This window comes from Salipiger mucosus DSM 16094, assembly GCF_000442255.1.
Classification (GTDB): Bacteria; Pseudomonadota; Alphaproteobacteria; order Rhodobacterales; family Rhodobacteraceae; genus Salipiger; species Salipiger mucosus.
In genome coordinates, this window is record NZ_KE557276.1 from 286895 (window position 1) to 310483 (window position 23589).

Sequence of the window (23589 nt, forward strand, 5' to 3'; positions counted from 1 at the left end):
GAGCCCATGCCCGTCATCAATTCCATCGCCGCCGAGGCCGAGACGCTGACCGCCTGGCGGCGGCACCTGCACGCCCATCCCGAGCTGCTGTTCGACTGCGTGAAGACCGCCGCCTTCGTCGTTGAAAAGCTGAAGAGTTTCGGCATCACGGAGATCCACGAGGGGATCGCGCATACCGGCGTCGTTGCGGTGATCGAGGGGCGCGCGCCGGGGCGGACCATCGGGCTGCGGGCGGACATGGACGCGCTGCCGATGGAGGACCTGTCGGGCGCCGCGCATGCCTCGACCGTGCCGGGGATGGCGCATGCCTGCGGGCACGACGGCCACACGGTGATGCTGCTCGCGGCGGCGAAATACCTTGCCGGGACGCGCAATTTCGCGGGGCGCGCGGCGCTGATCTTCCAGCCGGCCGAGGAAGGCGGTGGCGGCGGCAAGGTCATGGTCGACGAGGGGATCATGGAGCGCTTCGACATCGCCGAGGTCTACGGGCTGCACAACACGCCGGGGCGGCCGGTGGGACAGGTGGCGACGGCGCCGGGGCCGCTGATGGCCTCGGCGGACGAGTTCCGCATCGAGATCGCCGGGCGTGGCGGCCACGGGGCGCAGCCGCAGACCACGCTGGACCCGATCCCGGCGGCCGCGGCCACGGCGCAGGCGCTGCAGACCATCGTGAGCCGCAACGCCGATCCGCTGGACCGGCTGGTGGTCTCGGTCACGCAGATCCACGCGGGCACGGCGGACAACATCATCCCCGAGACGGCCTGGCTGGGCGGCACGGTGCGCAGCTTCCGGCCCGCGGTGCGCGACATGGCGCAGGCGCGGCTGACCGCCATCGCGGAGGCGCAGGCGGCGGTCTATGGCTGCAGCGCGAAGGTGATCTACGAGCGCGGCTACCCGCCGCTGGTGAACCATGCCGAGCAGGCGCGCTTTGCCGCCGAGGTGGCGCGCGAGGTGGTGGGCGAGCGCAACGTCGAGGGCGACTGCGAGCCGATCACCCCGGCCGAGGATTTCGCCTACATGCTGGAGGCGCGGCCGGGCGCCTACATGTTCGTGGGGCAGGGCGACACGCCGATGTGTCACCACCCGGCCTACGATTTCAACGACGCCATCGCGCCGGTGGGCGCGAGCCTGCTGGCGCGGCTGGTGGAGCGGTCGCTGCCGCTGCCGGGCGGCGGGGCGTAACAGGACAAGAGGAGCCGTCATGGCGCTGGAAGACGCGAAAACGCAGATCGATCATGCCTTTACCCGGGAGGATCTGAAGGGGCCGAGCTTCGAGAACGTCTTCGGGGGCGCGGCCTCGTTCCTGCGGCGGAAGTACACCAAGGACCTCGCGGGGGTGGATGTCGCGGTGACGGGCGTGCCCTTCGACCAGGCGGTGACGAACCGGCCGGGCACGCGGCTGGGGCCGCGGGCGATCCGCGAGGCCTCGCTGCTGCAACCCTGCGACGCGCCGTATGGCTGGGGCTACGACGTGCTGAGCGAGTTCGCCATCGCCGACTACGGCGATCTTGCCTTCGACTATGCCGACGTGCCGGCCTTTCCGGCCACGCTGCAGGCCCATATCGCGGGGATTCTCGGGGCCGGCGCGGGGTCCGTCACGCTGGGGGGCGATCACTTCATCACGCTGCCGATCCTCAAGGCCTACGCGGAAAAATACGGGCCGATGAGCGTGATCCAGTTCGATGCCCACGGCGACACCTGGGCCGATGACGACATGGACCGGATCGACCACGGCACCTTCATGTACAAGGCGGCGAAGCTGGGGATCGTGGACCCGACGCACTCGGTCCAGATCGGCATCCGCACCGACAACCCCGAACCGCTGGACTTCACCATCCTCGATGCGCGCGAGGTGCACCGCGAGGGCCCCGAGGCCATCGCCGAGCGGGCGCGCCGGATCGTGGGCGACCGGCCCTGCTACATCACCTTCGACATCGACGCGCTGGACCCGGCCTTTGCGCCGGGCACGGGCACGCCGGTCTGGGGCGGGCTGACGAGCAACCAGGCGGCGGTGATGCTGCGCGCGCTGGCGGGGATCGACCTCAAGGGCGGTGACGTGGTCGAGGTCTCGCCGCCCTTCGACACCACCGGGGCCACCGCCATCGCGGGGGCGCACGTGGCGACGGAACTGCTGTGCCTCTGGGGCTGGACCCGGCGCTGACCGGCGGGCAATTTCCCGCGAGGACGGGGTCTTGGGCCTTTTCCCGGTGGTTGGAATCGTGCGAACAGGGCGCGGTGGCTGGCCCGGCGGGCCAAAGCGGCCCGCTGTCGGGCCCCAGGCGTGGAGGGTAAGGGATCGTGCGCATGTTCTTCTGGCTGATCGTTCTTGTCGTCATCGGCGGCCTCGCGTGGATTCGCCTGGCGCCCTCGGACCCCGCGGTCTGGCACGTCGACCCGCAGGTGACCGCCGACCAGGACCTCGCAAGCGGCGTGCGGCGGCGCATCGACGGCGGCGCCGAGACCTTCCAGGAACTGCACCGCATCATCCTCGAGGAGCCGCGCACCGAGGTGCTGGCGGGCACGCCCACCGAGGGCCGCGTGACCTACGTCAGCCGCTCGCTCTGGATGGGCTTTCCCGACTACACCACGGTGCAGCAGGCCGAGGATCACCTCGAGCTCTACGCGCGGCAGCGCTTCGGGCAGTCGGACCTGGGCGTGAACCGCAAGCGCGTCGAGGGCTGGCTGGCGGACCTGCGCGCCGGGGGCTGAGGGGCCCAGTCTCTTCGAAGAGATCTGCAGATTCCTTGCCAAGGAATTTGGGCCGCGCCCGGCCTTGACCCTGTGCGCGCTTTCGGGACATGGAGTGCGCCATGGTGCCCGCAGAACGACTTCAGCAGATCCGAGACCGCTTTGAATACCTCGAGGCCTGCATGGCCACGGGCGAGGGCGACATCGCCGCGCTGGGGCGCGAATACGCCGAGCTGAAGCCCGTCGTCGAGCGCATCCACGAATGGGAGGCGCTGCAGGGCGATCTGACCGAGGCCGAGGCCATGCTGGCGGATCCCGAGATGGCCGCGCTGGCCGAGGAGGAGCTGCCCGCCCTGCGCGCGCGGCTGCCCGAGGTCGAGCATGCGCTGCAGCTGGCGCTGCTGCCGCGCGACGCGGCCGATGCGCGGCCCGCGATCCTCGAGATCCGGCCCGGCACCGGCGGCGAGGAGGCGGCGCTCTTCGCGGGCGATCTGGCGCGGATGTACCAGCGCTACGCCGAGGCGCGGGGCTGGCGCTGGGAGGTGATCGAGGAGCAGCCCAGCGAGCTGGGCGGGTTGCGCGAGCTGGTGGTGCGGATCGTGGGCGAGGGCGTCTTTGCCCGGCTGAAGTACGAATCCGGCGTGCACCGCGTGCAGCGCGTGCCCGAGACCGAGAGCGGCGGGCGCATCCATACCTCGGCCGCCACGGTCGCGGTGCTGCCCGAGGCCGAGGCGGTCGACATCGAGATCGCCCCGGGCGACATCCGCGTCGACACCATGCGCAGCTCGGGCGCGGGCGGGCAGCACGTCAACACCACGGACTCGGCGGTGCGGATCACGCATATTCCCACCGGCGTCGTGGTCACGAGTTCCGAGAAGTCGCAGCACCGCAACCGCGAGATCGCCATGCAGGTGCTGCGCACGCGGCTCTTCGACATGGAGCGGCAGAAGGCGGCCGACGCGCGCGCCTCGGACCGCAAGGCGCAGGTGGGCTCGGGCGACCGGTCCGAGCGCATCCGGACCTACAACTTCCCGCAGGGGCGGATGACCGATCACCGCATCGGGCTGACGCTCTACCGGCTGGAGCAGATCCTGGGCGGCGATCTCGACGAGATCGTCGATGCGCTGACCGCCGAGGCGCAGGCGGCGCAGCTGGCCGAGATGCAATGAGCGCGGGCGTGACGGGCTCGGTCCTGCTGGCGCGGGCCACGGCGCGGCTGGTCGAGGCGGGGATTCCCGACGCGGGCCGCGATGCGCGGCGGCTGCTGGCGCATGTGCTGAAGGTGCCGCCGGGGCGGCTGACGCTGTTCCTGCCCGAGCCGGTCGGGGACGCGGCCGGGGCCAGCTTCGAGGCGCTGATCGCGCGGCGCGCGGCGCGCGAGCCGGTGAGCCACCTGACGGGACGGCGGCTGTTCTACGGCCGCGAGTTCCTGGTGACGCCCGATGTGCTGGACCCGCGCCCCGAGACCGAGGTGCTGGTCGAGGCGGCGCTCTCGGAGCCCTTCGCGCGGGTGCTGGACCTGGGCACCGGCTCGGGCTGCATCCTGCTGACGCTGCTGGCCGAGCGCGAGGGCGCGACGGGCACGGGCACCGACCTGGGCGCGGCGGCGCTGGAGGTGGCCTACTGGAACCGCAACGCGATGAAGCTGGAGCCGCGCGCCACGCTGGCGCAGGGCGACTGGTATGGCGCGCTGGAGGGGCCGGAGCGGTTCGACCTGATCGTGTCGAACCCGCCCTACATCGCCGCCGCCGAGATGGCGGGGCTCTCGCCGGAGGTGCTGGGGCACGAGCCGCGCATGGCGCTGACCGACGAGGGCGACGGGCTTTCGGCCTATGGCGCGATCGCGGCGGGGGCGGCGGCGCATCTGGCGCCGGGCGGACGGCTGATGGTCGAGATCGGGCCCACGCAGGGGCCCGCCGTGGCGCGGCTTTTCGAGGCGGCGGGGCTCGCGCGGGTGAGCGTGACGCCCGACCTCGACGGGCGCGACCGGGTGGTTTCAGGACGGCTCGGGGCCGCCTGACCGGCGAAAACATGCGGAATCCCGCGGGAATCAGGCCGATTCGACCGGTTTTTTTCTTGTCACGAGGCCCCCGACATGATTGGTAGAGGGGGTCGGCGCGGTGGATGCCTCACGGCGGTCCCGCCCGACGCCAACCCTCCATGAGAGTGACCCGGTCAGTAAAGGCGCGCCTCGCGCACCACAGGGTCACCGGGACAGTCAGATACAGGACTGATAGCGAAGAGATGCGATCCTCGAAATCCCGCTCGCGGTCGAAGAACAACCGCAACCGCAATTCGCTGGGCAATGTCGTCAACCGCGTGTTCGACAGCAGTGGCCCCGAAGGCAAGGTGCGCGGCACGCCGCAGCAGATCATCGACAAGTACAACCAGCTGGCCCGCGACGCCTCGCTCGGGAACGACCGCGTGGCGATGGAGAACTTCCAGCAGCACGCCGAGCACTACATGCGCATGCTGTCGGAGGCGCAGAAGGAAGCCGATCAGCGCCGCGAACAGCAGGAGCGGGAGAACCGCGAACGCCAGGCGCAGCGCGACCGCGAACGCGCCGAGCGCGATGCGCAGAAGCAGGCCGAGCGCGAGGAGTCCAAACCCGACGAGAGCGGGCAGCAGGCGCCTGAAGGCGGCGGCAACGGTGGCAACAGCAACAGTGGCGGCAAAGGCGGCAGCGGCGGTGGCGACACCGGCGGCGCGCAGCAGTCCGACGTGCTGGACCTGGGCGGCGACGACAGCGACAGCGGCCTGGTGGAGACGCCGGAGAACCGCAGCTCGGGCGAGAAGGCCGAGAAGTCCGACAAGCCGGAGAAGCCCAAGCGCAGCCGCAGCCCGCGCAAGCCGCGCAAGCCGGCCAAGACCGAGGACAACTCGGGCGAAGGCGACAAGGCGGAGAAGTCCGACAAGGGCGGCGACGGCAAGTCGGGCGAGCCCACGACTTCGGACGCCGCCGAATAAGGCCGGCGGGTCGCGAGCGGCCCGTCTTCAGGCCAGTTCGCGGGCCAGTGCGCAGAAGCGTTCGAGCGAGACCTGCTCGGCCCGCATGGTGGGCTCGATGCCCGCGCGTTCCAGAACGGATTCGATCTCGGGCGACAGGCCCTTCAGCGCGGCGCGCAGCATCTTGCGGCGCTGGTTGAAGGCCGTCGCCACGACGCGTTCCAGCACCTTGGGATCGGCCGGAAAGCGCGGCTCGGGCAGGGCGCGCAGGTGCACCACGGCCGAGGCCACCTTGGGGGCCGGCGTGAAGGCCGAGGGCGGCAGGCCGAGGACGATGCGCGCCTCGCAGCGCCACTGGGCCAGCACCGCGAGCCGTCCGTAGGCCTTGTTCCCCGGCTGCGCGACGATGCGCTCGGCCACCTCGCGCTGGAACATGAGCGTGAGCGTCTGCCAGAAGGGCGGCCAGTCGTCCGGCGTGAGCCAGCGCACCAGAAGCTCGGTGCCGACGTTGTAGGGCAGGTTGGCGCAGACCGCGATGGGCGGGCTCAGGTGCGCCAGCGGATCGACCTGCAGCGCGTCGCCCTGGATCACCTCGAGCCGTCCGGGATAGGCCTGCGCGATCTGCTCGAGCGCGGGCAGGCAGCGCGCGTCCTTCTCGATGGCGAGCACGCGGCGGGCGCCCTCGGCCAGCAGCCCGCGGGTGAGACCGCCCGGGCCGGGACCGATTTCCAGCACGTCCATACCCGAGAGGTCGCCCGCCTGCCGCGCGATCTTGGCGGTGAGGTTGAGGTCCAGCAGGAAGTTCTGCCCCAGCGCCTTGCGCGCGCGCAGATCGTGCGAGGCGATGACCTCGCGCAGGGGCGGGAGTCCGTCGATGGTGCTCATGCTGTGGCCTGACCTGTCATGGTCCGACCGGGATACGCCGGGGCCGCGCGGGGGGCAATGCCCCTGCGGACTTCGCGCCGCTCAGGCGGTGCCGCCGGCCAGCCGCCAGGCGAGGCGCAGGGCGGCGAGCGTCGAGGAAGGATTCGCCAGCCCCTTGCCCGCGATGTCGAAGGCGGTGCCGTGATCGGGCGAGGTGCGGATGAAGGGCAGGCCGAGGGTGACGTTGACGCCCTCGTCGAAGGCCAGCGTCTTGATCGGGATGAGCGCCTGGTCGTGATACATGCAGACCGCCGCGTCGTAGCGCGCCCGGGCCCGCGCGTGGAACATGGTGTCGGCGGGCAGCGGCCCGGCGATGTCCATGCCCTCGGCGCGGAGGCGGTCGAGGACCGGCGCGATCATCTCGATTTCCTCGCGGCCCATGCGGCCGCCCTCGCCGGCGTGGGGGTTGAGGCCCGCGACGGCGATGCGCGGCTGCGCGATGCCGAAGCGCTCGATCAGCGCGGTGTGGGTGATGCGCAGGCGCTTTTCCAAAAGCTCGGGAGTGAGCGCGGCGGGCACCTCGGAGACGGGAATGTGGATCGTGGCAGGCACGACGCGCAGGGTGTCGCTGGCCAGCATCATGACCACCTCGTCGACGCCCGCGAGCGCGGCGAGAAATTCCGTGTGGCCGGGATAGGCGAAATCTGCGCCCTCAATCAGCGCCTGCTTGGAGATCGGCAGGGTGCAGAGCCCGGAGGCCGCGCCCGACATGGCCAGCGCGACGCCGCGCTCGATGGCGGTGACGACGCCCGCGGCCTGCGCGGGCTGCGGCGTGCCGGGCACGCGGGGGCCGGGCATGTCGATCGGCAGCACGGGCAGGCCGTCGCGGGCGGCCTGCGGGGCCTCGGAGATGTCGCCGATCTCGACGTGCGGCACGGTGCCCGGCAGGTGGCCCGGCGCGCCGATCAACGCGAAGGGCAGGTCGGTGCCGAGGATTTCCCACGCGGCCTCGGCCAGTTCGGGGCCGATGCCGGAGGGCTCTCCGCAGCTGAGCGCAATGGGCGCGGGGCTCATTTCTCGACGATGCGGGCGTCGGCGCGCAGCTGCGCGAGGTAGCTTTCCGAGAGCGCGGTCAGCCGGCGGTTGCGCAGGCTCATGGTGACCTGCTGGCGGTCGGCGTCCTCGTTCGCGGCGACGGTGCGGCCGCAGAGCATCAGGAAGACCAGCGTCTGTCCGCCCGAGCGCGTGAGCGCGGTCGAGACCTCGCCGGCGTCGAGCTTGGACAGCTCGTAGGCGATGTCGGTCGGGATCTCGGAAGGCGGCAGGGTCTGGCGGTCGAGCACCTCGGGGGGCTGGCCCTGGGCGACGGCGTAGAGGTCGTCGCAGCGGTCGACCTGCTCATCGAGGACGCGGGCGCGGGCCAGCGTCTCGGCCGAGCGGCCGCCGGGCATGTAGTAGGCGGCGTATTCCAGCGCGCCGATCTCGGGCGCGGAATAACCGGTCTCCTCGATGTCGCGCATCTGGAAGAGCGCGATGGCGCCCTGCACCGGGATCGGGTCGGTCACCTCGCCCGGGGCAAGGCCGAGGACCAGCGGCTGAAGCGGCGGCGGCAGCTCGGTCAGGTTCTGCCAGGGCAGGCGGCCGCCGTTCTCGCGGGTCGCGGTGGCGGAATACTGGCGCGCGGCGGCGGAGAACTCGGAGGTCGAGGTCATGCCGGCGATCTGGTTGGCGCGGGCGCGGATCGCCTCTTCCTGTCCGCGCTGCAGCGGCATGATGATCTCGGAGAGCAGGACGCGCACGTTCGAGCCGCCCGAGCCGCCGGCCGAGAGGGCGCGGTCGATCTCGTCCTCGCTGACCGAGGCGCGGTTGGCGAAGCGGGCGCGCACCAGCTCGCGCCAGGCGAAGCCGGCCGTCACGAAGTCGCGGAAGGTCTGCTCGGCGACGCCGGCGCCCGCGAGCGCCTGCACGAATTCCTCGCGGCTGAGGTCGGCGCGGCCGGCGAATTCCTCCATCCCGTCGAGGATCTCCTGCTCGCTCGGGCTGATGCCCGCGTTCTCGGCGGCGGCCATCTTGAGCCGGTCCTCGATGAGCTGTTCGCGGGCGACCTCCTGCGGGTTGCCCGGCGAGTTGAGGAGGGTCAGCATGCGCGCGCGCTGCTGGATCTCGTAGCCGGTGATGACCTTCTCGTCGACGACGATGGCGGGCGAGAAGAGGCCCTGCGCGCCGGCGGAGAGCGGCGCGAGGGCGCAGCCTGCGGCCAGGACCAGGGCGCGGAGGATGCGGGCCGGGGTCAGTTGCATGTGCGGCGATACTCCTTGTCGCTTTCGGATGTGCCGAAGCCCGTCAGCGCGACGGTCAGGCCGAAATCGGTCGACGGTTCGAGGTTCGTGGAGGACGCGAACTTGCGCAAGACCGTAAAGTCCACCTGGATGCACTCGGTGCGGTATTGCAGGCCCAGGCCCGCGCGGTCAAGCCGCTGGTCGGCAAGGTCGTAGCGCCATTCTGCCGAACTCGTCCAGTGGCGGTTCACGCGGTAGGAGCCGTCGAAGCCCCATTCCGACTGTGTCTCGTCGCGCTCTTCGGCGGCGTCCTGCACCAGCAGCACGTAGGAGGCGCCGAGATCCATGCGCGCGTTGGACCAGGCGGCGCGGCCCTCGGCCTTGTCGAAGTCGCCTGCGCCGTCGAGCAGCCCGCGCGCCGAGATCGAGAGCCCCAGCGGATGGGTGAATCCGCCCGCGAGAAGCCAGTCCGAGGTTTCGCCGTAGAGCCCGGAGGAGCGCGAGAAGGCCGGGTCGTCCCGGTCGTGCCAGACGCGGCCCAGCGTGAGGCCCGCGGTCCAGCCGCCGGCGCCCTCGTGCAGCCAGCGCAGGCCGGCGGCGAGGCTCTCGCCGCGCTCGCGCCGGTCGCCGGCCGGGAAGCGCGAGAGCGAGAGCAGGTTGGCCTCGTCGAACTCGACGCGGGTGCTTTCGTCGGCTGCCACGCGGGAGCGATCCCCGCCGACCCAGCCGTATTGCAGCACCGGCTCGAGCAGCGAGCGCCCGCCGCCCGCGCCGCGCCGGGCGAAGGGCCAGCGCAGCTCGAGCGCGGCGCCGGGGGTGAGCTGGCTCACGTCGCTTTCGGAGGCGGCGTCCTGACGGATGGCGTAGCGGTCGGCCCAGAGGTGCAGCGAGGCGCCCGCGCGCAGGCCCAGCGGCAGGGTCCAGCGGTCGCGCCAGCTTGCCTCGAGGCCCAGCCGGGCGACGTCGCGGCCATCGACGATGGAGTCCTCGTCCGGCCCGTCGATGTCGAGGTCCGAGGTCCGGTAGTGTGCATGCACCTGCGCGCCCACGCGCAGCTCGCCGCCGAGGCGCTGCGGGAAGAAGCGGCGCTCGTAGCGGCTGTGGGCGACGAGGGAGGGCAGCGTCTCGTCCTGCTCGCTCGCGCGGAGCGATTGGTAGCGGGTGATCGCGGACTGGATCAGGCTGTCGCGCCGGACGCGGGTGACGGTGACGTTGCTGTCGAGGCGTTCCTTGTCGGCGTAGTCGTAGTCGTTGAGATAGGCCTCGTCCGAGACGTACTCGAGGTCGAAGTCCAGCGTGTAGCCGTCGCGCAGCCCGAAGCGCCCTTCGGCGAAGAGGTAGCCCCGCGCCTCGCCGGGAAGCAGCGTGTCGCGCGTGAGGGCGCTGTCGACCACCAGGTCGCCGTAGGCGAAGGCGCGGCGGTAGCGCGCCTCGAGCGTCTTGGTGACCGGCGAGATATAGGGCGTGAGCGTCACGTCCTGGTGGTCGCCCAGCGGCACGAAGTAGGGCGTCTTGATGCCGAAGCCCAGCAGGGTCGAGCTGCGCACCGAGGGGATCAGGAAGCCCGGCGCGCGGTCGAGCGTGGGGTCGGGCAGGCGCAGGCGGGGCAGCCAGAAGACGGGGATGTCGAGCACCCGCAGCTGGGCGTTGTCGAAGTAGAGCTGCTGCGCCTCCTGGTCGTGGACGACGCGGCTGGCGCGGATCTGCCAGAGCGGCACCTCGCCCGGGCCGCAGACCTGGCAGGAGGTCACGGCGACGCGCGAGAGCTGGGTGTAGCGGCCCTCGGCCCGGCGGGCCTCGACGGCGGCGAGCTGCAGCTGTTCGTCGAGCACCATGCGGGCGCCGCGCAGCAGCCCGTTGCGGAAGCCCTCGTCGAGCTCGGCCGCCTCGGCGGTGAGGATGTTGCCCTGTGCGTCGGTGAGCCGCAGCGGCCCCTCGATGTCGAGCCGGCCGGCCTGCTGGTCGTAGACGATGCGCGTGGCGGTGAGGCGGGCGCCGTCGTGCAGCGCCTCGACGTTGCCGGTGGCCACGAGGCGTTCGCGGTCCTCGACGAAGACGCGGTCGGCCACGAGCAGCGCGGGCTCGGTCGCGTCGTCCTGCGCGCGGGCGGGCAGGGTGGCGAGCGCGGCAAGCGCCAGCGCGGTCAGCAGCAGGCGCGCGAGGGCTGCGGGTCTCATCCTTCCTCCCTTTGCAGCACCACGCCGAGCGCCAGCAGGAGCGAGGCGACGGGCGGTGTCCAGGCGGCGAGGATCGGGTCCAGCTGCCCGTTCTCGCCCATGATCTGCGCGAAGTTGCGCACGTAGTAGAGGCCGAAGCCCAGCAGCACGGCGGTCAGCACCGAGAGCCCGGTGCGCGCCAGCCGGGCCGGGCGCATGGTGACGCCCGCGGCCACCAGGACCATTGCCACGAGAAAGAGCGGACGCGCCAGTTCCATCTGCAGCCAGACCTCGTGACGTCGCGCCGAGAAGCCCGCCTCCTCGAGACCGGCGATGAACTGCGGCATGTCCCAGATCGAGATCGCCGAGGGCTGGCCGAAGCGGTCGCGGATGCCGTCCTGCGTGAGCGAGGAGGGGATGCGCAGCTCGTCGTGCGGCTGGGAGCTGGCCTCGGGGTTGAGGCCGGCGGTCAGCGGCCATGCCTTGGCCTCTGCCAGCACCCATGCGCCGTCGTCGAGCCGGGCCTGCTGCGCCTCGACCCGGCGCACGAGCCCGCCGGAGGGGGCATAGGCGTAGAAGGTGACGTCGTAGAGCACCGAGGCGTCCGGGTTGGTGCGGGCGGCGCGGATCACGGTCTGGCCCGCGAGCCCGCCCTGGCGCAGCCAGAGCCCCTCGGCCCCGATCGAGAGCACCGAACCGCCGCCGGTGTCGTAGAGCTCGCCGAGGTCGGCGGAGCGCTTGGAGGTCGCGGCGACGATGGGGTTGAACATCGCGACCGCGAGCCCGCCGATGAGCGCCGCGACGAAGACCGGCCCGGCGAGGGCGGCCAGCCCGGAGCGGCCGGCGGCGCGGGCCACCACCAGCTCGGAGCTGCGCGCGAGCGCGACGAAGAGCGAGACGGTGGCGAGGATCATCACCAGCGGCAGGATCTCGTAGAGGCCGGAGGGCAGGTTCAGCAGAACGATCTGCATGACCTGCCCGAAGCGCACGTCCGAGTCGAAGTTGCGCAGCTGCTCGACGAGGTCCACGAGCCCGATGAAGAGCGCGAAGATCGCGAGGATCGCGAGGAAGAACCACAGGAAGCGGCGGGCGAAGTAGCGGTGCAGGATCATGCCGCGGCCTCGGTCGATGCGGAGCGGCGCGCGGGCCGGAAGGGCCGGCTGGCGCGGTGCAGCAGCAAGCCGGTCATGGCGAGCCCGAGCACGCTGGGCAGGTAGATCGCCGGCCAGAGCGCGGCATTGGCGCGCACCGGGTCGGCGATGACGCTTTCCACGAGCTTGACCAGCACCAGCAGGAAGATCGCGCCCACGACCTGCCGGGTGACGCCGAAACGCGAGTAGCTGGCCGTCATGAGCGTGGCGTAGCCGATCAGCGCGGCGACGATGCACAGCAGCGGCTGCTGGAAGCGCATGTGCGCCTCCTCGAGCACTTCGCCGACGGAGTCGTCGACCTCTTCGGCCACCGCCTGCGTGTCGGTCAGCAGCTCCCAGGTGGGCACCTGCCGGGCGCGGCGCGTGGGCGGGCCCTGGGCGGCGATGAGTTCGGTGATGTCGTAGGTCAGCTCGTCGAAGTTGGTGGTCGAGAGGCGCTGGGTCTCGAGGTTCAGGGTCTGGGCCATGCCCTCGACCATGGCGAGGCGGGTCTGGTCGTCGCCGCGCAGGATGTAGGCGGTGCGGGCGGTGTAGGTCACCGCGCGGCCCTCGTTGCGGCGGTCGGACAGGAAGAGGTCCTGCAGCTCGCCCTCGGGGGTGATGTCGCGGATGTAGACGGTCACGCCGCGCACCGGGTGCAGGAAGGTGCCCTCGTGCAGGAGCCGGGCGCTGAGGGATTCCGAGATCTCGGATTCGCGCAGGCGCAGCTGGGCGATGGAGGCCGGCACGAGGACATGGGTGAGGATCGCCATCATCACGCCGATGATCGTGCCGAAGACCAGCACCGGCCGCGCCATGCGCCAGGGCGAGAGACCCGCGGCCTGCACCACGTTGATCTCGGAGTCGTTGGACATGCGGTTGGTGACGTAGACCGCCGCGCCGAAGGCCGCCATGGGCAGCACGATGGCCACCACGGCGGGCAGGCTGAGCGCGGTGAACTCGAGGAAGATGCCGCCCGAGTGACCGTCGGCGACAAGCTCGTCGAACAGCGACACCGCGCGGTTGACCCAGTAGACGAGCACCAGCACGAGCGCGAAAAACCCGAAGAGCACCATGAGTTGCGACAGCATGTACCTGTCGAATCTCTGCACGCCGCCGTTCCCCCCAGAACTTCGTTTCGACAGACCCTAGAGTATCGCTCTGTGGGGGAAAAGGCTGCTCTGGTCAATGTCGCCTCGGGGGACTACCAATCGGGGAAATCAACTGGGAGAGCCGCATGACCGATCTGCGCGAGATCACCTTCGGAGAGCTTGAGCTGGACGCGCTCAAGGAGGCCACGGGCCGCGTGGCCCTGTTCGTCAACGCCGAGAGCCAGCTTGGCCGCGGCGCGCGCCGGGTGAACCGGCTGACGCGGGGCGCCGTGGCCCGCGCCACCGAGGGCGAGGCCTGGGACAAGCTGTCCGAGGGCGGCATCGTGAGCCTGGCCTGGCCGTCGGGGATGGCCGCGGAGGCGGTGGACATCGTCAAGATCGAGCGCCGGCCCGAGCCGGCGGCGGCGCGCAAGGCGGGCGCGGCGCTGGCCCGCCGCGCGGGCAGCGCGGGCATGACCGTGATCGCGGATGCCACGGCGCAGATGCCGCGCGTGGCGCAGGGGATCGCGCTGCGCAGCTACGATTTCACCGTGCACAAGAGCGACAAGGGCAAGACGCCCGCGCCGGCGCGCGTGCTCTGCGGCAAGCCCGAGGAGGTCTCGGCCGCCGCGGCGCCGCTGCTGGCGGAGGCCGAGGGCGTCTTCTTCACCCGCGACCTGGTGAACGAGCCCGCCAACGTGCTGACCACCACCGAGTTCGCCACCCGCCTCGAGGGGCTGCGCGAGCTGGGCGTCGAGGTCGAGGTGCTGGACGAGGACCGCATGGCCGAGCTTGGCATGGGCGCGCTGCTCTGCGTGGGGCAGGGCTCGGCCACGCCCTCGAAGCTGGTGGTCATGCGCTGGAAGGGCGCCGAGGGCGCGCCGCTCGCGCTGGTGGGCAAGGGCGTGGTCTTCGACACCGGCGGCATCTCGCTCAAGCCCGCGGCGGGCATGGAGGACATGACCATGGACATGGGCGGCGCGGGCGTCGTCGCCGGGGTCATGAAGACCGTGGCGCGGCGCAAGGCGCCGGCGCACGTGGTGGGCCTCGTGGGGCTGGTCGAGAACATGCCCTCGAGCAACGCGGTGCGCCCGGGCGACGTGGTGCGCTCGATGAAGGGCGACACGGTGGAGGTGATCAACACCGACGCCGAGGGCCGGCTCGTGCTCTGCGACGTGATGTGGTACGCGCAGGAGACCGAGAAGCCCGCGGCGATGGTGGATCTCGCCACGCTCACCGGCGCCTGCATCGTGGCGCTGGGGCACGAGAACGCGGCGGTCTATTCCAACGACGACGCGGTGGTCGACGGCTTCCTCCGCGCCGCGAAGGACGAGGACGAGGGCGCCTGGCGGATGCCGCTGGGCAAGGCCTACGACGACATGCTGAAATCGCCGGTGGCGGACATGAAGAACGTGGGCGGCCGGCCCGCGGGCTCGATCACCGCGGCGCAGTTCCTCGGGCGCTTCGTCAAGAAAGAGACGCCCTGGATCCACCTCGACATCGCGGGCGTGGCGCACATCAAGGCGGGCACCGCGCTGGCGCCCGGCGGCGCGACCGGCTGGGGCGTCATGGCGCTCGACCGGATGATCCGCGACCGCTTCGAGACCGCCGGGGACTGAACGCCTTGGGCAAGGCCATGTTCTACCACCTGACGCGTCGCCCGCTCGAGGCGACGCTGCCCATGCTGCTGGAGCGCTCGCTCGCGGCGGGATGGCGGGTGGTGGTGCGCGGCACCGATGCCGCGCGGATGGACTGGCTGGACGAGAAACTGTGGCTGGGGGCCGAGGACGGCTTCCTGCCGCACGGCCGCGCGGGCGGGCCGCGGGACGCGGACCAGCCCGTGCTGCTGACTTTGGACGCGGAGATGCCCAACGCGCCTGCCTGCCTGATGGCCGTGGACGGCGCCCGGGTGGCGCCCGAGGAGGCCGCGCGGCTGGAGCGGACCTGCATCCTCTTCGACGGCAATGACGAGGCGGCGGTGCAGGCGGCGCGCGGCCAGTGGCGCGCGCTCACCGGCGCGGGCTGCCCGGCGGAATACTGGTCCGAGGAGTCCGGGCGCTGGGAGAAGAAGGCCGAGGGCTGAAGCGGCGTCCAAGTTCCTTGGAAGGGAATTTGCAAATCTTTTCAAAACGATTTGGCGCGATCTTCGTGCGGTGGATTACCGTTCGAGGATCATCCGGCCATTGGCGATCTCCAGCCGCCCGAAGCGGCTGAGGTAGGTCATGCCCAGCAGCGAGGTGGTCATCTCGCCCTCGTTGACATAGGCGCGCACGTTGCGGTCCTCGAAGGGGCCGAGCGCCACGCTGTCGAGCCGCACCGGCGCGGTGCGCACGGCGCCGTTGGCGGTGCTGGCGCTGGAGCGGAAGATGATGTCCTCCGCGCCGAGGCCCGCACGGCGGGCGTCCTGGCGGGTCAGCACCACGCCGGTGGCGCCGGTGTCGACCACGAAGCGCACCGGCGTGCCGTTGATTTCGAGCCGCACGTAGTAGTGCCCGTCGGGCGCCCGCGGCAGTTCGATCCGGCCTTCGCTGGCGACCACCGCCTGGCCCGGGATCGCCGCGCGCCGGATGTCGCTCCAGAGCCCGACGGTGGCGATGGTGCCGAGAAAGATCAGGCCCCAGACCGCGGCATGCTGCAGCTTGCGCCCCAGCGACTCGCGGTTGTGCACGACGAGCCAGACCAGCAGCACCGCCGCCAGCAGCCCGAGATAGAGCAGGTTTCCGATCTCGATCTCCGACACTGCGCCCCCCTGTCGCGCGTTTCCGGTCGTCTTCCTTCAATCTAGGGTGCCGCGGCCCCGGGGGGTAGGGAAAAGATCGGCCCCGGACCGGGCCTTGTTCACGTCTAGGCCAGGGCGCCCACGTCGCGCAGCCCGTCGATGACGAACTGCACCGAGAGCGCGGCGAGCAGCATCCCCAGCAGCCGGGTGACCACGGTGATGCCGATCCCGCCGAGCGCGCGCTCGACAAGCCCGGCGCTGAGGAAGAGCAGCAGCACCAGCGCCAGCACGCAGAGCAGCACGCCCATGACCGCCGTCATCTCGAGCGCGCCGTCGGCGCGGCCGGCGAGCAGGATCATCGAGGCGATGGCCCCGGGTCCGGCGATGAGCGGGATGGCGATGGGAAAGACCGAGGGGTCCGGCAGCGCGTCGTCGTCGTCGGCCTTGTCGCTGCGCCGCTTGGTGCGCCGCTCGAAGAGCATGTCGAGCGCGGTGAGGAAGAGCAGAATGCCCCCGGCGATGCGGAAGGCGGGCATGGAGATGCCGATGAAGCCCAGCACCGCGGTGCCGAAGAAGGTGAAGAGCGTCAGCACCAGCAGCGCGATCAGGCAGGCGCGCAGGGCAACGCCGCGGCGGTGGCGCGAATCCGCCCCCGGCGTCAGCGCGATGAAGATGGGGGTGAGCCCCACCGGGTCGATGACCACGAAGAGCGTGGCGAAGGCGCTGACGAGGAAAGCCGTGTCCATGAGACCGGGGTAGAGCGCGGCTTGGCGCTTGTCCAGTCTCGCGGGAGGGCATCTCGTTAACGCTGATGCCGGGACGCGGGGCCGGCTTGGCGTATTTGAAACAAGAAGAAGCCTGGGGCGCCGGCGCGGGTCAGGCGTTGGTCGCGGCGTCGAGGCGTTCCTGGGCGGCTTCCCAGAGCGACTCGGCCCGGTGCAGGCCCTCCATGACTTCGGCGTACTTGCGGTTCCAGGTCTCGAGTTCCCCTGCACGGGTGTCCTCGTAGAGGGCGGGGTCGGCCAGCTTGGTGGCCAGTTTCGCGCGCATCTCCTCGATCTTCTCGACGCGGGCCTCGCACTTGCGGACCTCGGAGCGCAGGGCGAGGATCTCGTCGCGCGAGGGCTTCTTCGCCTTGGGGGCCTCGGCGGGCGCGGATTTGGCGGGTTTCGCCGGTTTCTCGGCGGTGAGCAGCATGGCGCGGTAGGCCTCGAGGTCCTCCTCGTAGGGGCGCACGCTGCCGTCCTTCACCAGCCAGAGGCGGTCGGCGACCATGCTCAGCAGGTGCATGTCGTGGCTCACGAGGATCACCGCGCCGGAATAGGCGGAGAGCGCCTCGACCAGCGCCTCGCGGCTCTCGATGTCGAGGTGGTTGGTCGGCTCGTCGAGGATCAGCAGGTGCGGCGCGTCGAGAGTCGCCAGCAGCAGCGAGAGCCGGGCCTTCTGCCCGCCTGAAAGCCGTCCGACCTCGGTCTCGGCCTGCGCGGCGCCGAGCCCGAAGCCCGCGAGCTGCGCGCGGAGCTTCGCGGGGGCGGTGTCGGGGCGTTCGCGCTGCAGGTGGCGCAGGGGCGACTCGTCGAGGTGCAGCTCGTCCACCTGGTGCTGGGCGAAGTAGCCGATGCGCAGCTTGGAGGAGCGGGTCATCTTGCCGGAAAAGAGAGGCAGGCGGTCGGCCAGCAGCTTCGACAGCGTCGACTTGCCCTGGCCGTTGCGGCCCAGCAGCGCGATGCGGTCGTCCTGGTCGATGCGCAGGCTCAGCCGCTGCAGCACCGTTGTCTCGCCGTAGCCGGTCGCGCCGTCCTCGAGCGCGACGATGGGCGGCGAGAGCTGGTCGGGCTGCGGGAAGGTGAAGACGCGCTTCGCGGCGTCCTCGGGCGCCGTGATGGTCTCCATCCGCTCGATCATCTTGACGCGGGCCTGCGCCTGCTTGGCCTTGGAGGCCTGGGCGCGGAAGCGGTCGACGAAGCTTTGCAGGTGGGCGCGGCGCTCGTCCTGCTTCTTGGCGGCGGCGGCCTGCACCGCGCGGCGCTCGGCACGCTGGCGGGCGAACTGGTCGTAGGGGCCCTGGTAAAGCGTGAGCTGGCGGGCCTCGAGGTGCAGGATCGCGCCCACCGCGCGGTTGAGCAGCCCGCGATCGTGCGAGATCACGATCACCGTGTGCGGATAGCGCGCGAGGTAGCTTTCCAGCCAGAGCGCGCCCTCGAGGTCGAGATAGTTCGTGGGCTCGTCGAGCAGCAGCAGGTCGGGCTGGGCAAAGAGCACCCCCGCGAGCGCAACGCGCATGCGCCAGCCGCCCGAGAAGTCGGCGCAGGGGCGCTGCTGCGCCGACTCGTCGAAGCCCAGGCCCTTGAGGATCGCCGCCGCCCGGCCCTCGGCGGACCAGGCGTCGATGTCGGCAAGCCGCGTCTGCACCTCGGCGATGCGGTGGGCGTCCTGCGCGGTCTCGGCCTCGGCCATGAGCGCGGCGCGCTCGGTGTCGGCGGCGAGCACCGTGGCGATGAGGCTCTCCTGCGTCGCCGGCGCCTCCTGCGCCACGCCGCCCACGCGGGCGCGGGACGGCAGGCCGATCTCCCCCCCGTCGAGCGAGAGCTCGCCCCGGATCAGCCGGAACAGCGTCGTCTTGCCGGCGCCGTTCGGCCCCACGAGGCCGACCTTGTGGCCGGCGGGAATCACGGCGGAGGCGCCCTCGAACAGGGGGCGGGCCCTCGACAGAATAGGAGATGTCCTCGATCTTCAGCATGGGCGCGCTCTAGCAGAGGGGCGCGGGATCGGAAATCCCCTTCTTCTGGCCGCAAATATCCCGGAGAGCGCGAGAGGCAGAGCCTCTCGCCCGGCCGCGCGCAGCGCGGGCGGCCCCTTGCGCTCTTTCCAAAGACCGCGGTGCATGGTAACGCCCGCCCCATATTCCGGCCGGGCCGTCGCCCGGCCTTTCTGACGGAGTGACCATCATGGCCATCGAACGCACCCTTTCGATCATCAAGCCCGACGCGACGCGCCGGAACCTCACCGGCAAGATCAACGCCAAGTTCGAGGAAGCGGGCCTGCGCATCGTCGCGCAGAAGCGCATCCAGCTGACCAAGGCGCAGGCCGGCGAGTTCTACAAGGTCCACGCCGAGCGTCCGTTCTACGACGAGCTGTGCGAGTTCATGGCTTCCGAGCCGGTCGTGGTGCAGGTGCTCGAGGGCGAGGGCGCCATCGCGAAGAACCGCGAAGTGATGGGTGCGACGAACCCGGCCGACGCCGAGGAAGGCACCATCCGCGCCGAGTTCGCCGAGTCGGTCGGCGAGAACTCGGTCCACGGTTCGGACGCGCCCGAGACCGCGGCCGCCGAAATCGCCTTCTACTTCTCGGAGCTCGAACTGGTCGGCTGACCGGTCCGGACCACGGAACGACGAACGGGGCGCGCCGAATGGCTGCGCCCCGTTTTCGTTTGTCTGCCAGTCTTTCCCGGCGTCAGGCGGCGTCGAGTCTGCGGCTCGGTGCGCCCTCGCCGGGGGCGGCGTGATGGTCCTCGAGCCAGGCGCGCAGCAGCTCGGCGTTGCGGCTGTTCGACTTGAAGCCGATGTCGAAGACGTCACCGATGAGCGGGATCAGGCCGATCACGTAGTCGATGCCGAGGTTCCCGGCCATCTGCGCAAGCAGGGTGCGGGGTGCGCCCATGGCGTGCGCCTCGGACAGGATCCAGACGGCCGGCGCCACGGCAAGCGTGTCGCCGATGCCGGGCACGAGGCCCAGCAGACCGTCCCAGCCGATACGGATGCGCGTCAGGGGCAGGCGGAAGGCCCGGTCCATGTTGCGCGCGACCTTCTCGACGCGCTCGAGGCGGCGGAAGTGTTCCTCGCGTGTCATGGCGATCAGGCGTAGTCGGGTTCGCGGGCGATGATCCAGACGGCATGCACGATGCCGGGGATGTAGCCCAGGATGGTGAGCAGAATGTTCAGCCAGAAGTGCTTGCCGAGGCCGACCTGCAGGAAGACGCCCAGCGGCGGCAGCAGGATGGCGACGATGATGCGGATCAGGTCCATGTCGGGTTCCTTCGCGTGACGGGTTGCGTTGGCAGACAAACACGCGAGCGTCAGCGCGGGTTCCCGCAGCAGCGGGATCGGCGCGCGGAACGGGGCCGCTCAAGCGGCGGCGCTGTGCTCTGCCGCGAAGGCGCAGAGGGTGCGCAGGGCCTCGGCGAAGCGCGCGTCGGGCACGGTCATGGCCACGCGCACGAAGCCCGCGGCCGAGGCGCCGAAACTCTCGCCCGGCATGACCGCGATGCCGTGGGTGTCGAGCAGCGCATCGGCGAAGGCCTCGCCCGAAAGGCCGGTGGCGCGGATGTCGAGGAAGAGGAACATGCCGCCGCCCGAGGGGATCAGCCCGACGCGGTCCTGCGCGCCGAGGATCTCGTGCGCGAGGGCGCGGCGGCGGCGGAAGGGGGCCGAGATGCGAGCCTCGAAGGCGGGGCCCTGGCTGAGGCCGAAGCGGGCGCCCTCCTGCAGGTACATGGGCAGGCCGTAGGTGGTGGTGGTCGCGAGGTCGACCATGCGCTCGACGACCTCGTGCGGGGCGCAGACCCAGCCGATGCGGCTGCCGGTCATGGCGTGGCTCTTGGACATGGAGCCGATGACGAGCGTGCGCTCGGCCATGCCGGGCAGGGCGCGGGGCGAGAGATGCGCGCCCTGCCAGATCTGGGTGTCGTAGACCTCGTCCGAGATCACCCAGAGGTCGTGGGCCTGCGCGACCTTCGACAGGGCCTCGAGCGTCTCGCGCGGGTAGACGGCGCCGGTGGGGTTGTTGGGCGAATTGACAAGCAGCGAGGCGGCGCCGCTGTCCTGCGCCGCGCGGGCGAGGTCGCCGGCATCGGGCAGGAAGTCGTCCTCGGCCCTCGTGGGCGAGGGCACGGGGCCGGGCGCCGGCCGCGCGGAGTGGGTGCCGGGGTAGGTGGCGTAGAAGGGCTCCACGAAGAGCGCCGTGTCGCCGGGGTTGCAGGCGGCCATGTGCGCGGCGAAGAGCCCGGCCTGCCCGCCTGCGGTCACGAGGATGTTGTCGCGCGTGGTCCCGACGCCGGTGCGGTCGGTGATGCGGCTCGCGATCACGTCGCGCAGGCTGTCGTTGCCCGGGACCATGGCATAGCCGGTCTGCCCGTCGCGGGCCGCGGCGTGCATCGCGTCGAGGATCGCGGGATCGGTGCCGGTGTCGTGTTCGCCGATGGTGAGCTCGGTCACCGGGGCGCCCGCCTCGGCCATGGCGCGGGCGCGGTAGAAGACGCCCCAGCCGTCGTCGCCGCCCGCGTTGAGCGTGGTGATGCGGGTCGAGAGCTGTGGCATGGCGATGGGTCCCGGAAACTGTCGGCGGCAAGGTGGCAGAGCCCGTGCCGGAGGGCAAGGCGGAGCCGGGGTCCACCCGCATTAACCTGATATTAATTAGCATTAACAGTGCTTTAGGTCTTGCCGCCCGGTCCGGTAATCTTGACTTGGCGCACGGTGCCGCGTAGGACTTGTGACATGCTGGACGAAATGGGCAGACGGCCCCGGGCAGGCACCCGGGGCCGTTTTTTCGTGCGCATTGCCTCGGGCGGAGACCCAACAGGCAAGAAAGGTATCGAGCAGATGATACTGGTCAAAGTCGAAGAAGAACTGTCGCGACTCGAAGACGAGCGCGACCGGATCGCCGGGATGCTGCGGGAGCTGGCCAGCGACCTGCAGCGCATGAAGGTGCGTCTGGACGACGGGGAAGAGGTCTCACGGAAGGAGTCGGGGCAGGTCCTGAGCGACCTGCGCTACTGGGCGAGGGCGTCGCACGAAACGGAGGCGCAGATTGCCAATGTCAGACGAAAGCAGAAGGGACTCGACGGAGACTGGGGTCTCGATCTCGAACGCGCGCGCGATGAGATCGGGTGCCGCATGGCTCGCCTCCGCCGGTGCTGCGGTGCGGGAGAGCTTCCTGAATGAGCTGTCGGAGGGGGAGTGCCTGGCACTCCCCTTTCTGTTCGAGTTCTGGGCCATGGCGCACCAGCTGCCCCCGCCGGGGGACTGGCGGTCCTGGGTCATCATGGGCGGGCGCGGCGCGGGCAAGACCCGCGCCGGGGCCGAATGGGTGCGCGCGCAGGTCGAAGGGGCGCTGCCGCTCGACGAGGGCGCCTGCAAGCGGGTGGCGCTGGTGGGCGAGACGCTGGACCAGGTGCGCGAGGTCATGGTCTTCGGCGACAGCGGCATCCTCGCCTGTTCGCCGCCCGACCGGCGGCCCGCGTGGCAGGCGTCGCGGCGCTGCCTCGTCTGGCCGAACGGGGCCGAGGCGATGGTCTTTTCGGCGCATGATCCCGAGGGGCTGCGCGGGCCGCAGTTCGATGCCGCGTGGGTGGACGAGCTGGCCAAGTGGAAGAAGGCGCGCGACACCTGGGACATGCTGCAGTTCGCGCTGCGGCTGGGGGATCATCCGCGCGTCTGCGTGACGACGACGCCGCGCAACGTGGATGTGCTGAAGGAGCTGCTGGCGCTCGACTCGACGGTGGTGACCCACGCGACGACCGAGACGAACCGGGCGAACCTGGCGGAATCCTTCCTTCAGGAGGTGCGGGCGCGCTACGGCAACACGCGGCTCGCGCGGCAGGAGCTGGACGGGGTGCTGCTGGGCGATGCCGAGGGCGCGCTCTGGACGCAGGAAATGCTGGAGCGGGCGCGCGGGCTGGCGGCGCCGGGGGATTTCGACCGGATCGTGGTGGCGGTCGATCCGCCCGCGGGCGAGGGCAAGGCGGCGGATGCCTGCGGGATCGTCGTGGCGGGTGTCCTGTGCGAGGGGCCGCCTCAGGGCTGGCGGGCCTGGGTGCTGGAGGACGCGACGGTGCAGGGCGTGTCGCCCACGGGCTGGGCCGAGGCGGCGGTGGCGGCCTACGGGCGCTGGCAGGCGGACCGGATCGTCGCGGAGGTGAACCAGGGCGGCGCCATGGTCGAGGCGATGCTGCGGCAGGTGGCGCCGCAGGTGCCGCTGCGCAAGGTGCACGCGACGCGCGGCAAGGTCGCCCGCGCCGAGCCGGTGGCGGCGCTCTACGAGCAGGGGCGCGTGGGGCACCTTGGCGAGTTGGCACCGCTGGAGGATCAGATGGGATTGATGACCGCCGGGGGCTTTGACGGTCCCGGCTCGCCCGACCGCGTGGACGCGCTGGTCTGGGCCCTGAGCGAGCTGGTCGTGGCGCCCGCCGAAGGCTGGCGCCGGCCGCGGGTGCGGAGCCTGTGAGCCTTCAGAGCGGCTTGCGCATCCGGTAGGCGGTGAGCGTGACGCCGCGGCGGTGAATGTGGCGCTCGCCCTCGGGGGCAAAGCCGTGGCGGGCGAAGAACCGGCGCGCGGCCTTGCTGACATCGGCCTCGAGCGCCTTGGCACCGCTGGCCCGGGCGATGGGCGTGAGCGCATCCAGAAGCGCGCCGCCGATGCCGTGGCCGGACCAGTCGGGATGCACGAAGGCAAGGTCGATCGTGCCCGGTGCCACCAGGGTCATGAAGCCGGTGGAGCGCCCGGCGCGCTCGGCCATGAGGCCGACCGAGGTGCCGATCCGGTCGCGCCATCGCTCGGGATCGGGCGCGGGCCCGGCCCAGGCGGTGCGCTCCTCGCGCGTGTAGAAGGCGACGGCGCCGCGCATGACGGCCTCGTAGAAGATCTCTGCGACGACCTCGGCATCCTCCGGCAGGAGCGGACGCAGCGTGATCTGGTCGGTCGAAGACATCATGTCGGCCA

23 protein-coding genes and 1 pseudogene are annotated in these 23589 nt (G+C 71.2%); 11 read left to right on the top strand and 13 right to left on the bottom strand.

The window, feature by feature from the left end; genetic code table 11:
- Positions 1-6 precede the first annotated feature (6 nt).
- The 6 genes from SALMUC_RS13480 to SALMUC_RS13505 all read left to right on the top strand — a co-directional run bounded on the left by SALMUC_RS13480 (position 7) and on the right by SALMUC_RS13505 (position 5655).
- Positions 7-1182 carry a M20 aminoacylase family protein gene (locus tag SALMUC_RS13480; protein ID WP_020040208.1) on the top strand — a complete coding sequence of 392 codons (1176 nt, stop codon included), beginning with the start codon at positions 7-9 and terminating at the stop codon, positions 1180-1182.
- A 19-nt stretch (positions 1183-1201) separates the two neighbouring features.
- Positions 1202-2161 (top strand): agmatinase, encoded by a 960-nt coding sequence (speB, locus tag SALMUC_RS13485; RefSeq protein WP_020040207.1) that lies wholly within the window; start codon positions 1202-1204, stop codon positions 2159-2161.
- A gap of 143 nt (positions 2162-2304) precedes the next feature.
- Entirely contained in the window at positions 2305-2709 is a 405-nt protein-coding gene (locus SALMUC_RS13490) for a DUF1499 domain-containing protein (RefSeq protein WP_020040206.1), read from the top strand.
- Positions 2710-2810: 101 nt separating this feature from the next.
- Positions 2811-3857, top strand: coding sequence for a peptide chain release factor 1 (gene prfA, locus SALMUC_RS13495; protein ID WP_020040205.1), 1047 nt, complete (start codon positions 2811-2813; stop codon positions 3855-3857).
- A complete protein-coding gene (gene prmC / locus SALMUC_RS13500; RefSeq protein ID WP_020040204.1) occupies positions 3854-4708 on the top strand; it encodes a peptide chain release factor N(5)-glutamine methyltransferase in 855 nt (284 codons plus the stop codon). Before prfA ends, prmC begins: the two co-directional genes overlap by 4 nt.
- Positions 4709-4932: 224 nt before the next feature.
- Positions 4933-5655, top strand: coding sequence for a DUF4167 domain-containing protein (locus tag SALMUC_RS13505; RefSeq protein ID WP_020040203.1), 723 nt, complete (start codon positions 4933-4935; stop codon positions 5653-5655).
- A 27-nt stretch (positions 5656-5682) separates the two neighbouring features.
- Here SALMUC_RS13505 and rsmA read toward each other — a convergent pair whose 3' ends face one another.
- The 6 genes from rsmA to lptF form a co-directional block, all read right to left on the bottom strand.
- Positions 5683-6519, bottom strand: coding sequence for a 16S rRNA (adenine(1518)-N(6)/adenine(1519)-N(6))-dimethyltransferase RsmA (gene rsmA, locus SALMUC_RS13510; RefSeq protein WP_020040202.1), 837 nt, complete (start codon positions 6517-6519; stop codon positions 5683-5685).
- Between the two features lie 81 nt (positions 6520-6600).
- Positions 6601-7572, bottom strand: a complete 972-nt coding sequence (gene pdxA, locus SALMUC_RS13515) for a 4-hydroxythreonine-4-phosphate dehydrogenase PdxA (protein WP_020040201.1) — start codon at positions 7570-7572, stop codon at positions 6601-6603.
- Complete coding sequence (locus SALMUC_RS13520; protein WP_020040200.1) at positions 7569-8798, bottom strand: peptidylprolyl isomerase; 1230 nt, start codon at positions 8796-8798, stop codon at positions 7569-7571. Before SALMUC_RS13520 ends, pdxA begins: the two co-directional genes overlap by 4 nt.
- Positions 8789-10954, bottom strand: coding sequence for an LPS-assembly protein LptD (locus SALMUC_RS13525; RefSeq protein WP_020040199.1), 2166 nt, complete (start codon positions 10952-10954; stop codon positions 8789-8791). The genes SALMUC_RS13520 and SALMUC_RS13525 overlap by 10 nt, the downstream gene beginning before the upstream one ends.
- Positions 10951-12045 (bottom strand): LPS export ABC transporter permease LptG, encoded by a 1095-nt coding sequence (gene lptG, locus SALMUC_RS13530; protein ID WP_020040198.1) that lies wholly within the window; start codon positions 12043-12045, stop codon positions 10951-10953. Before lptG ends, SALMUC_RS13525 begins: the two co-directional genes overlap by 4 nt.
- Positions 12042-13154 carry an LPS export ABC transporter permease LptF gene (lptF, locus tag SALMUC_RS13535; protein ID WP_020040197.1) on the bottom strand — a complete coding sequence of 371 codons (1113 nt, stop codon included), beginning with the start codon at positions 13152-13154 and terminating at the stop codon, positions 12042-12044. Before lptF ends, lptG begins: the two co-directional genes overlap by 4 nt.
- A gap of 146 nt (positions 13155-13300) precedes the next feature.
- Between lptF and SALMUC_RS13540 the strand changes: the two genes are divergently transcribed.
- Complete coding sequence (locus SALMUC_RS13540) at positions 13301-14773, top strand: leucyl aminopeptidase (protein ID WP_020040196.1); 1473 nt, start codon at positions 13301-13303, stop codon at positions 14771-14773.
- 5 nt (positions 14774-14778) lie between these two features.
- Positions 14779-15237, top strand: coding sequence for a DNA polymerase III subunit chi (locus SALMUC_RS13545; RefSeq protein WP_020040195.1), 459 nt, complete (start codon positions 14779-14781; stop codon positions 15235-15237).
- Between the two features lie 75 nt (positions 15238-15312).
- Here the strand turns inward: SALMUC_RS13545 and SALMUC_RS13550 are convergent, their stop codons facing one another.
- The 3 genes and pseudogenes from SALMUC_RS13550 to SALMUC_RS13560 form a co-directional block, all read right to left on the bottom strand.
- Entirely contained in the window at positions 15313-15894 is a 582-nt protein-coding gene (locus tag SALMUC_RS13550; protein ID WP_020040194.1) for a retropepsin-like aspartic protease family protein, read from the bottom strand.
- Between the two features lie 104 nt (positions 15895-15998).
- Entirely contained in the window at positions 15999-16619 is a 621-nt protein-coding gene (locus tag SALMUC_RS13555) for a MarC family protein (protein ID WP_020040193.1), read from the bottom strand.
- Positions 16620-16749: 130 nt separating this feature from the next.
- A pseudogene (locus tag SALMUC_RS13560) lies at positions 16750-18613 on the bottom strand (ABC-F family ATP-binding cassette domain-containing protein).
- 208 nt (positions 18614-18821) lie between these two features.
- On the opposite strand from SALMUC_RS13560, the gene ndk reads away from it, so the two are divergent.
- Positions 18822-19244 carry a nucleoside-diphosphate kinase gene (gene ndk / locus SALMUC_RS13565; protein WP_020040191.1) on the top strand — a complete coding sequence of 141 codons (423 nt, stop codon included), beginning with the start codon at positions 18822-18824 and terminating at the stop codon, positions 19242-19244.
- Between the two features lie 82 nt (positions 19245-19326).
- Here the strand turns inward: ndk and SALMUC_RS13570 are convergent, their stop codons facing one another.
- The 3 genes from SALMUC_RS13570 to SALMUC_RS13580 form a co-directional block, all read right to left on the bottom strand.
- The gene (locus SALMUC_RS13570; protein ID WP_020040190.1) at positions 19327-19722 is read right to left on the bottom strand and encodes a DUF4112 domain-containing protein; all 396 of its coding nucleotides are present in this window, start codon (positions 19720-19722) and stop codon (positions 19327-19329) included.
- 5 nt (positions 19723-19727) lie between these two features.
- Entirely contained in the window at positions 19728-19898 is a 171-nt protein-coding gene (locus tag SALMUC_RS28945; protein WP_020040189.1) for a YqaE/Pmp3 family membrane protein, read from the bottom strand.
- Positions 19899-19997: 99 nt separating this feature from the next.
- Positions 19998-21188 carry a pyridoxal phosphate-dependent aminotransferase gene (locus SALMUC_RS13580; RefSeq protein WP_020040188.1) on the bottom strand — a complete coding sequence of 397 codons (1191 nt, stop codon included), beginning with the start codon at positions 21186-21188 and terminating at the stop codon, positions 19998-20000.
- A gap of 177 nt (positions 21189-21365) precedes the next feature.
- Between SALMUC_RS13580 and SALMUC_RS13585 the strand changes: the two genes are divergently transcribed.
- Positions 21366-21812 (top strand): hypothetical protein, encoded by a 447-nt coding sequence (locus SALMUC_RS13585; protein ID WP_020040187.1) that lies wholly within the window; start codon positions 21366-21368, stop codon positions 21810-21812.
- Positions 21748-23094, top strand: a complete 1347-nt coding sequence (locus SALMUC_RS13590; protein ID WP_020040186.1) for a DNA-packaging protein — start codon at positions 21748-21750, stop codon at positions 23092-23094. Before SALMUC_RS13585 ends, SALMUC_RS13590 begins: the two co-directional genes overlap by 65 nt.
- 4 nt (positions 23095-23098) lie before the next feature.
- Here the strand turns inward: SALMUC_RS13590 and SALMUC_RS13595 are convergent, their stop codons facing one another.
- Entirely contained in the window at positions 23099-23581 is a 483-nt protein-coding gene (locus SALMUC_RS13595; protein WP_037371985.1) for a GNAT family N-acetyltransferase, read from the bottom strand.
- Positions 23582-23589: the final 8 nt, after the last annotated feature.

Coding starts and splice junctions, on each gene's coding strand:
- SALMUC_RS13480 (WP_020040208.1), top strand. CDS start 7: ATGCCCGTCATCAATTCCATCGCCGCCGAGGCCGAGACGCTGACCGCC.
- speB (WP_020040207.1), top strand. CDS start 1,202: ATGGCGCTGGAAGACGCGAAAACGCAGATCGATCATGCCTTTACCCGG.
- SALMUC_RS13490 (WP_020040206.1), top strand. CDS start 2,305: ATGTTCTTCTGGCTGATCGTTCTTGTCGTCATCGGCGGCCTCGCGTGG.
- prfA (WP_020040205.1), top strand. CDS start 2,811: ATGGTGCCCGCAGAACGACTTCAGCAGATCCGAGACCGCTTTGAATAC.
- prmC (WP_020040204.1), top strand. CDS start 3,854: ATGAGCGCGGGCGTGACGGGCTCGGTCCTGCTGGCGCGGGCCACGGCG.
- SALMUC_RS13505 (WP_020040203.1), top strand. CDS start 4,933: ATGCGATCCTCGAAATCCCGCTCGCGGTCGAAGAACAACCGCAACCGC.
- rsmA (WP_020040202.1), bottom strand. CDS start 6,519: ATGAGCACCATCGACGGACTCCCGCCCCTGCGCGAGGTCATCGCCTCG.
- pdxA (WP_020040201.1), bottom strand. CDS start 7,572: ATGAGCCCCGCGCCCATTGCGCTCAGCTGCGGAGAGCCCTCCGGCATC.
- SALMUC_RS13520 (WP_020040200.1), bottom strand. CDS start 8,798: ATGCAACTGACCCCGGCCCGCATCCTCCGCGCCCTGGTCCTGGCCGCA.
- SALMUC_RS13525 (WP_020040199.1), bottom strand. CDS start 10,954: ATGAGACCCGCAGCCCTCGCGCGCCTGCTGCTGACCGCGCTGGCGCTT.
- lptG (WP_020040198.1), bottom strand. CDS start 12,045: ATGATCCTGCACCGCTACTTCGCCCGCCGCTTCCTGTGGTTCTTCCTC.
- lptF (WP_020040197.1), bottom strand. CDS start 13,154: ATGCTGTCGCAACTCATGGTGCTCTTCGGGTTTTTCGCGCTCGTGCTG.
- SALMUC_RS13540 (WP_020040196.1), top strand. CDS start 13,301: ATGACCGATCTGCGCGAGATCACCTTCGGAGAGCTTGAGCTGGACGCG.
- SALMUC_RS13555 (WP_020040193.1), bottom strand. CDS start 16,619: ATGGACACGGCTTTCCTCGTCAGCGCCTTCGCCACGCTCTTCGTGGTC.
- ndk (WP_020040191.1), top strand. CDS start 18,822: ATGGCCATCGAACGCACCCTTTCGATCATCAAGCCCGACGCGACGCGC.
- SALMUC_RS13570 (WP_020040190.1), bottom strand. CDS start 19,722: ATGACACGCGAGGAACACTTCCGCCGCCTCGAGCGCGTCGAGAAGGTC.
- SALMUC_RS28945 (WP_020040189.1), bottom strand. CDS start 19,898: ATGGACCTGATCCGCATCATCGTCGCCATCCTGCTGCCGCCGCTGGGC.
- SALMUC_RS13580 (WP_020040188.1), bottom strand. CDS start 21,188: ATGCCACAGCTCTCGACCCGCATCACCACGCTCAACGCGGGCGGCGAC.
- SALMUC_RS13585 (WP_020040187.1), top strand. CDS start 21,366: ATGCTGGACGAAATGGGCAGACGGCCCCGGGCAGGCACCCGGGGCCGT.
- SALMUC_RS13590 (WP_020040186.1), top strand. CDS start 21,748: ATGAGATCGGGTGCCGCATGGCTCGCCTCCGCCGGTGCTGCGGTGCGG.
- SALMUC_RS13595 (WP_037371985.1), bottom strand. CDS start 23,581: ATGATGTCTTCGACCGACCAGATCACGCTGCGTCCGCTCCTGCCGGAG.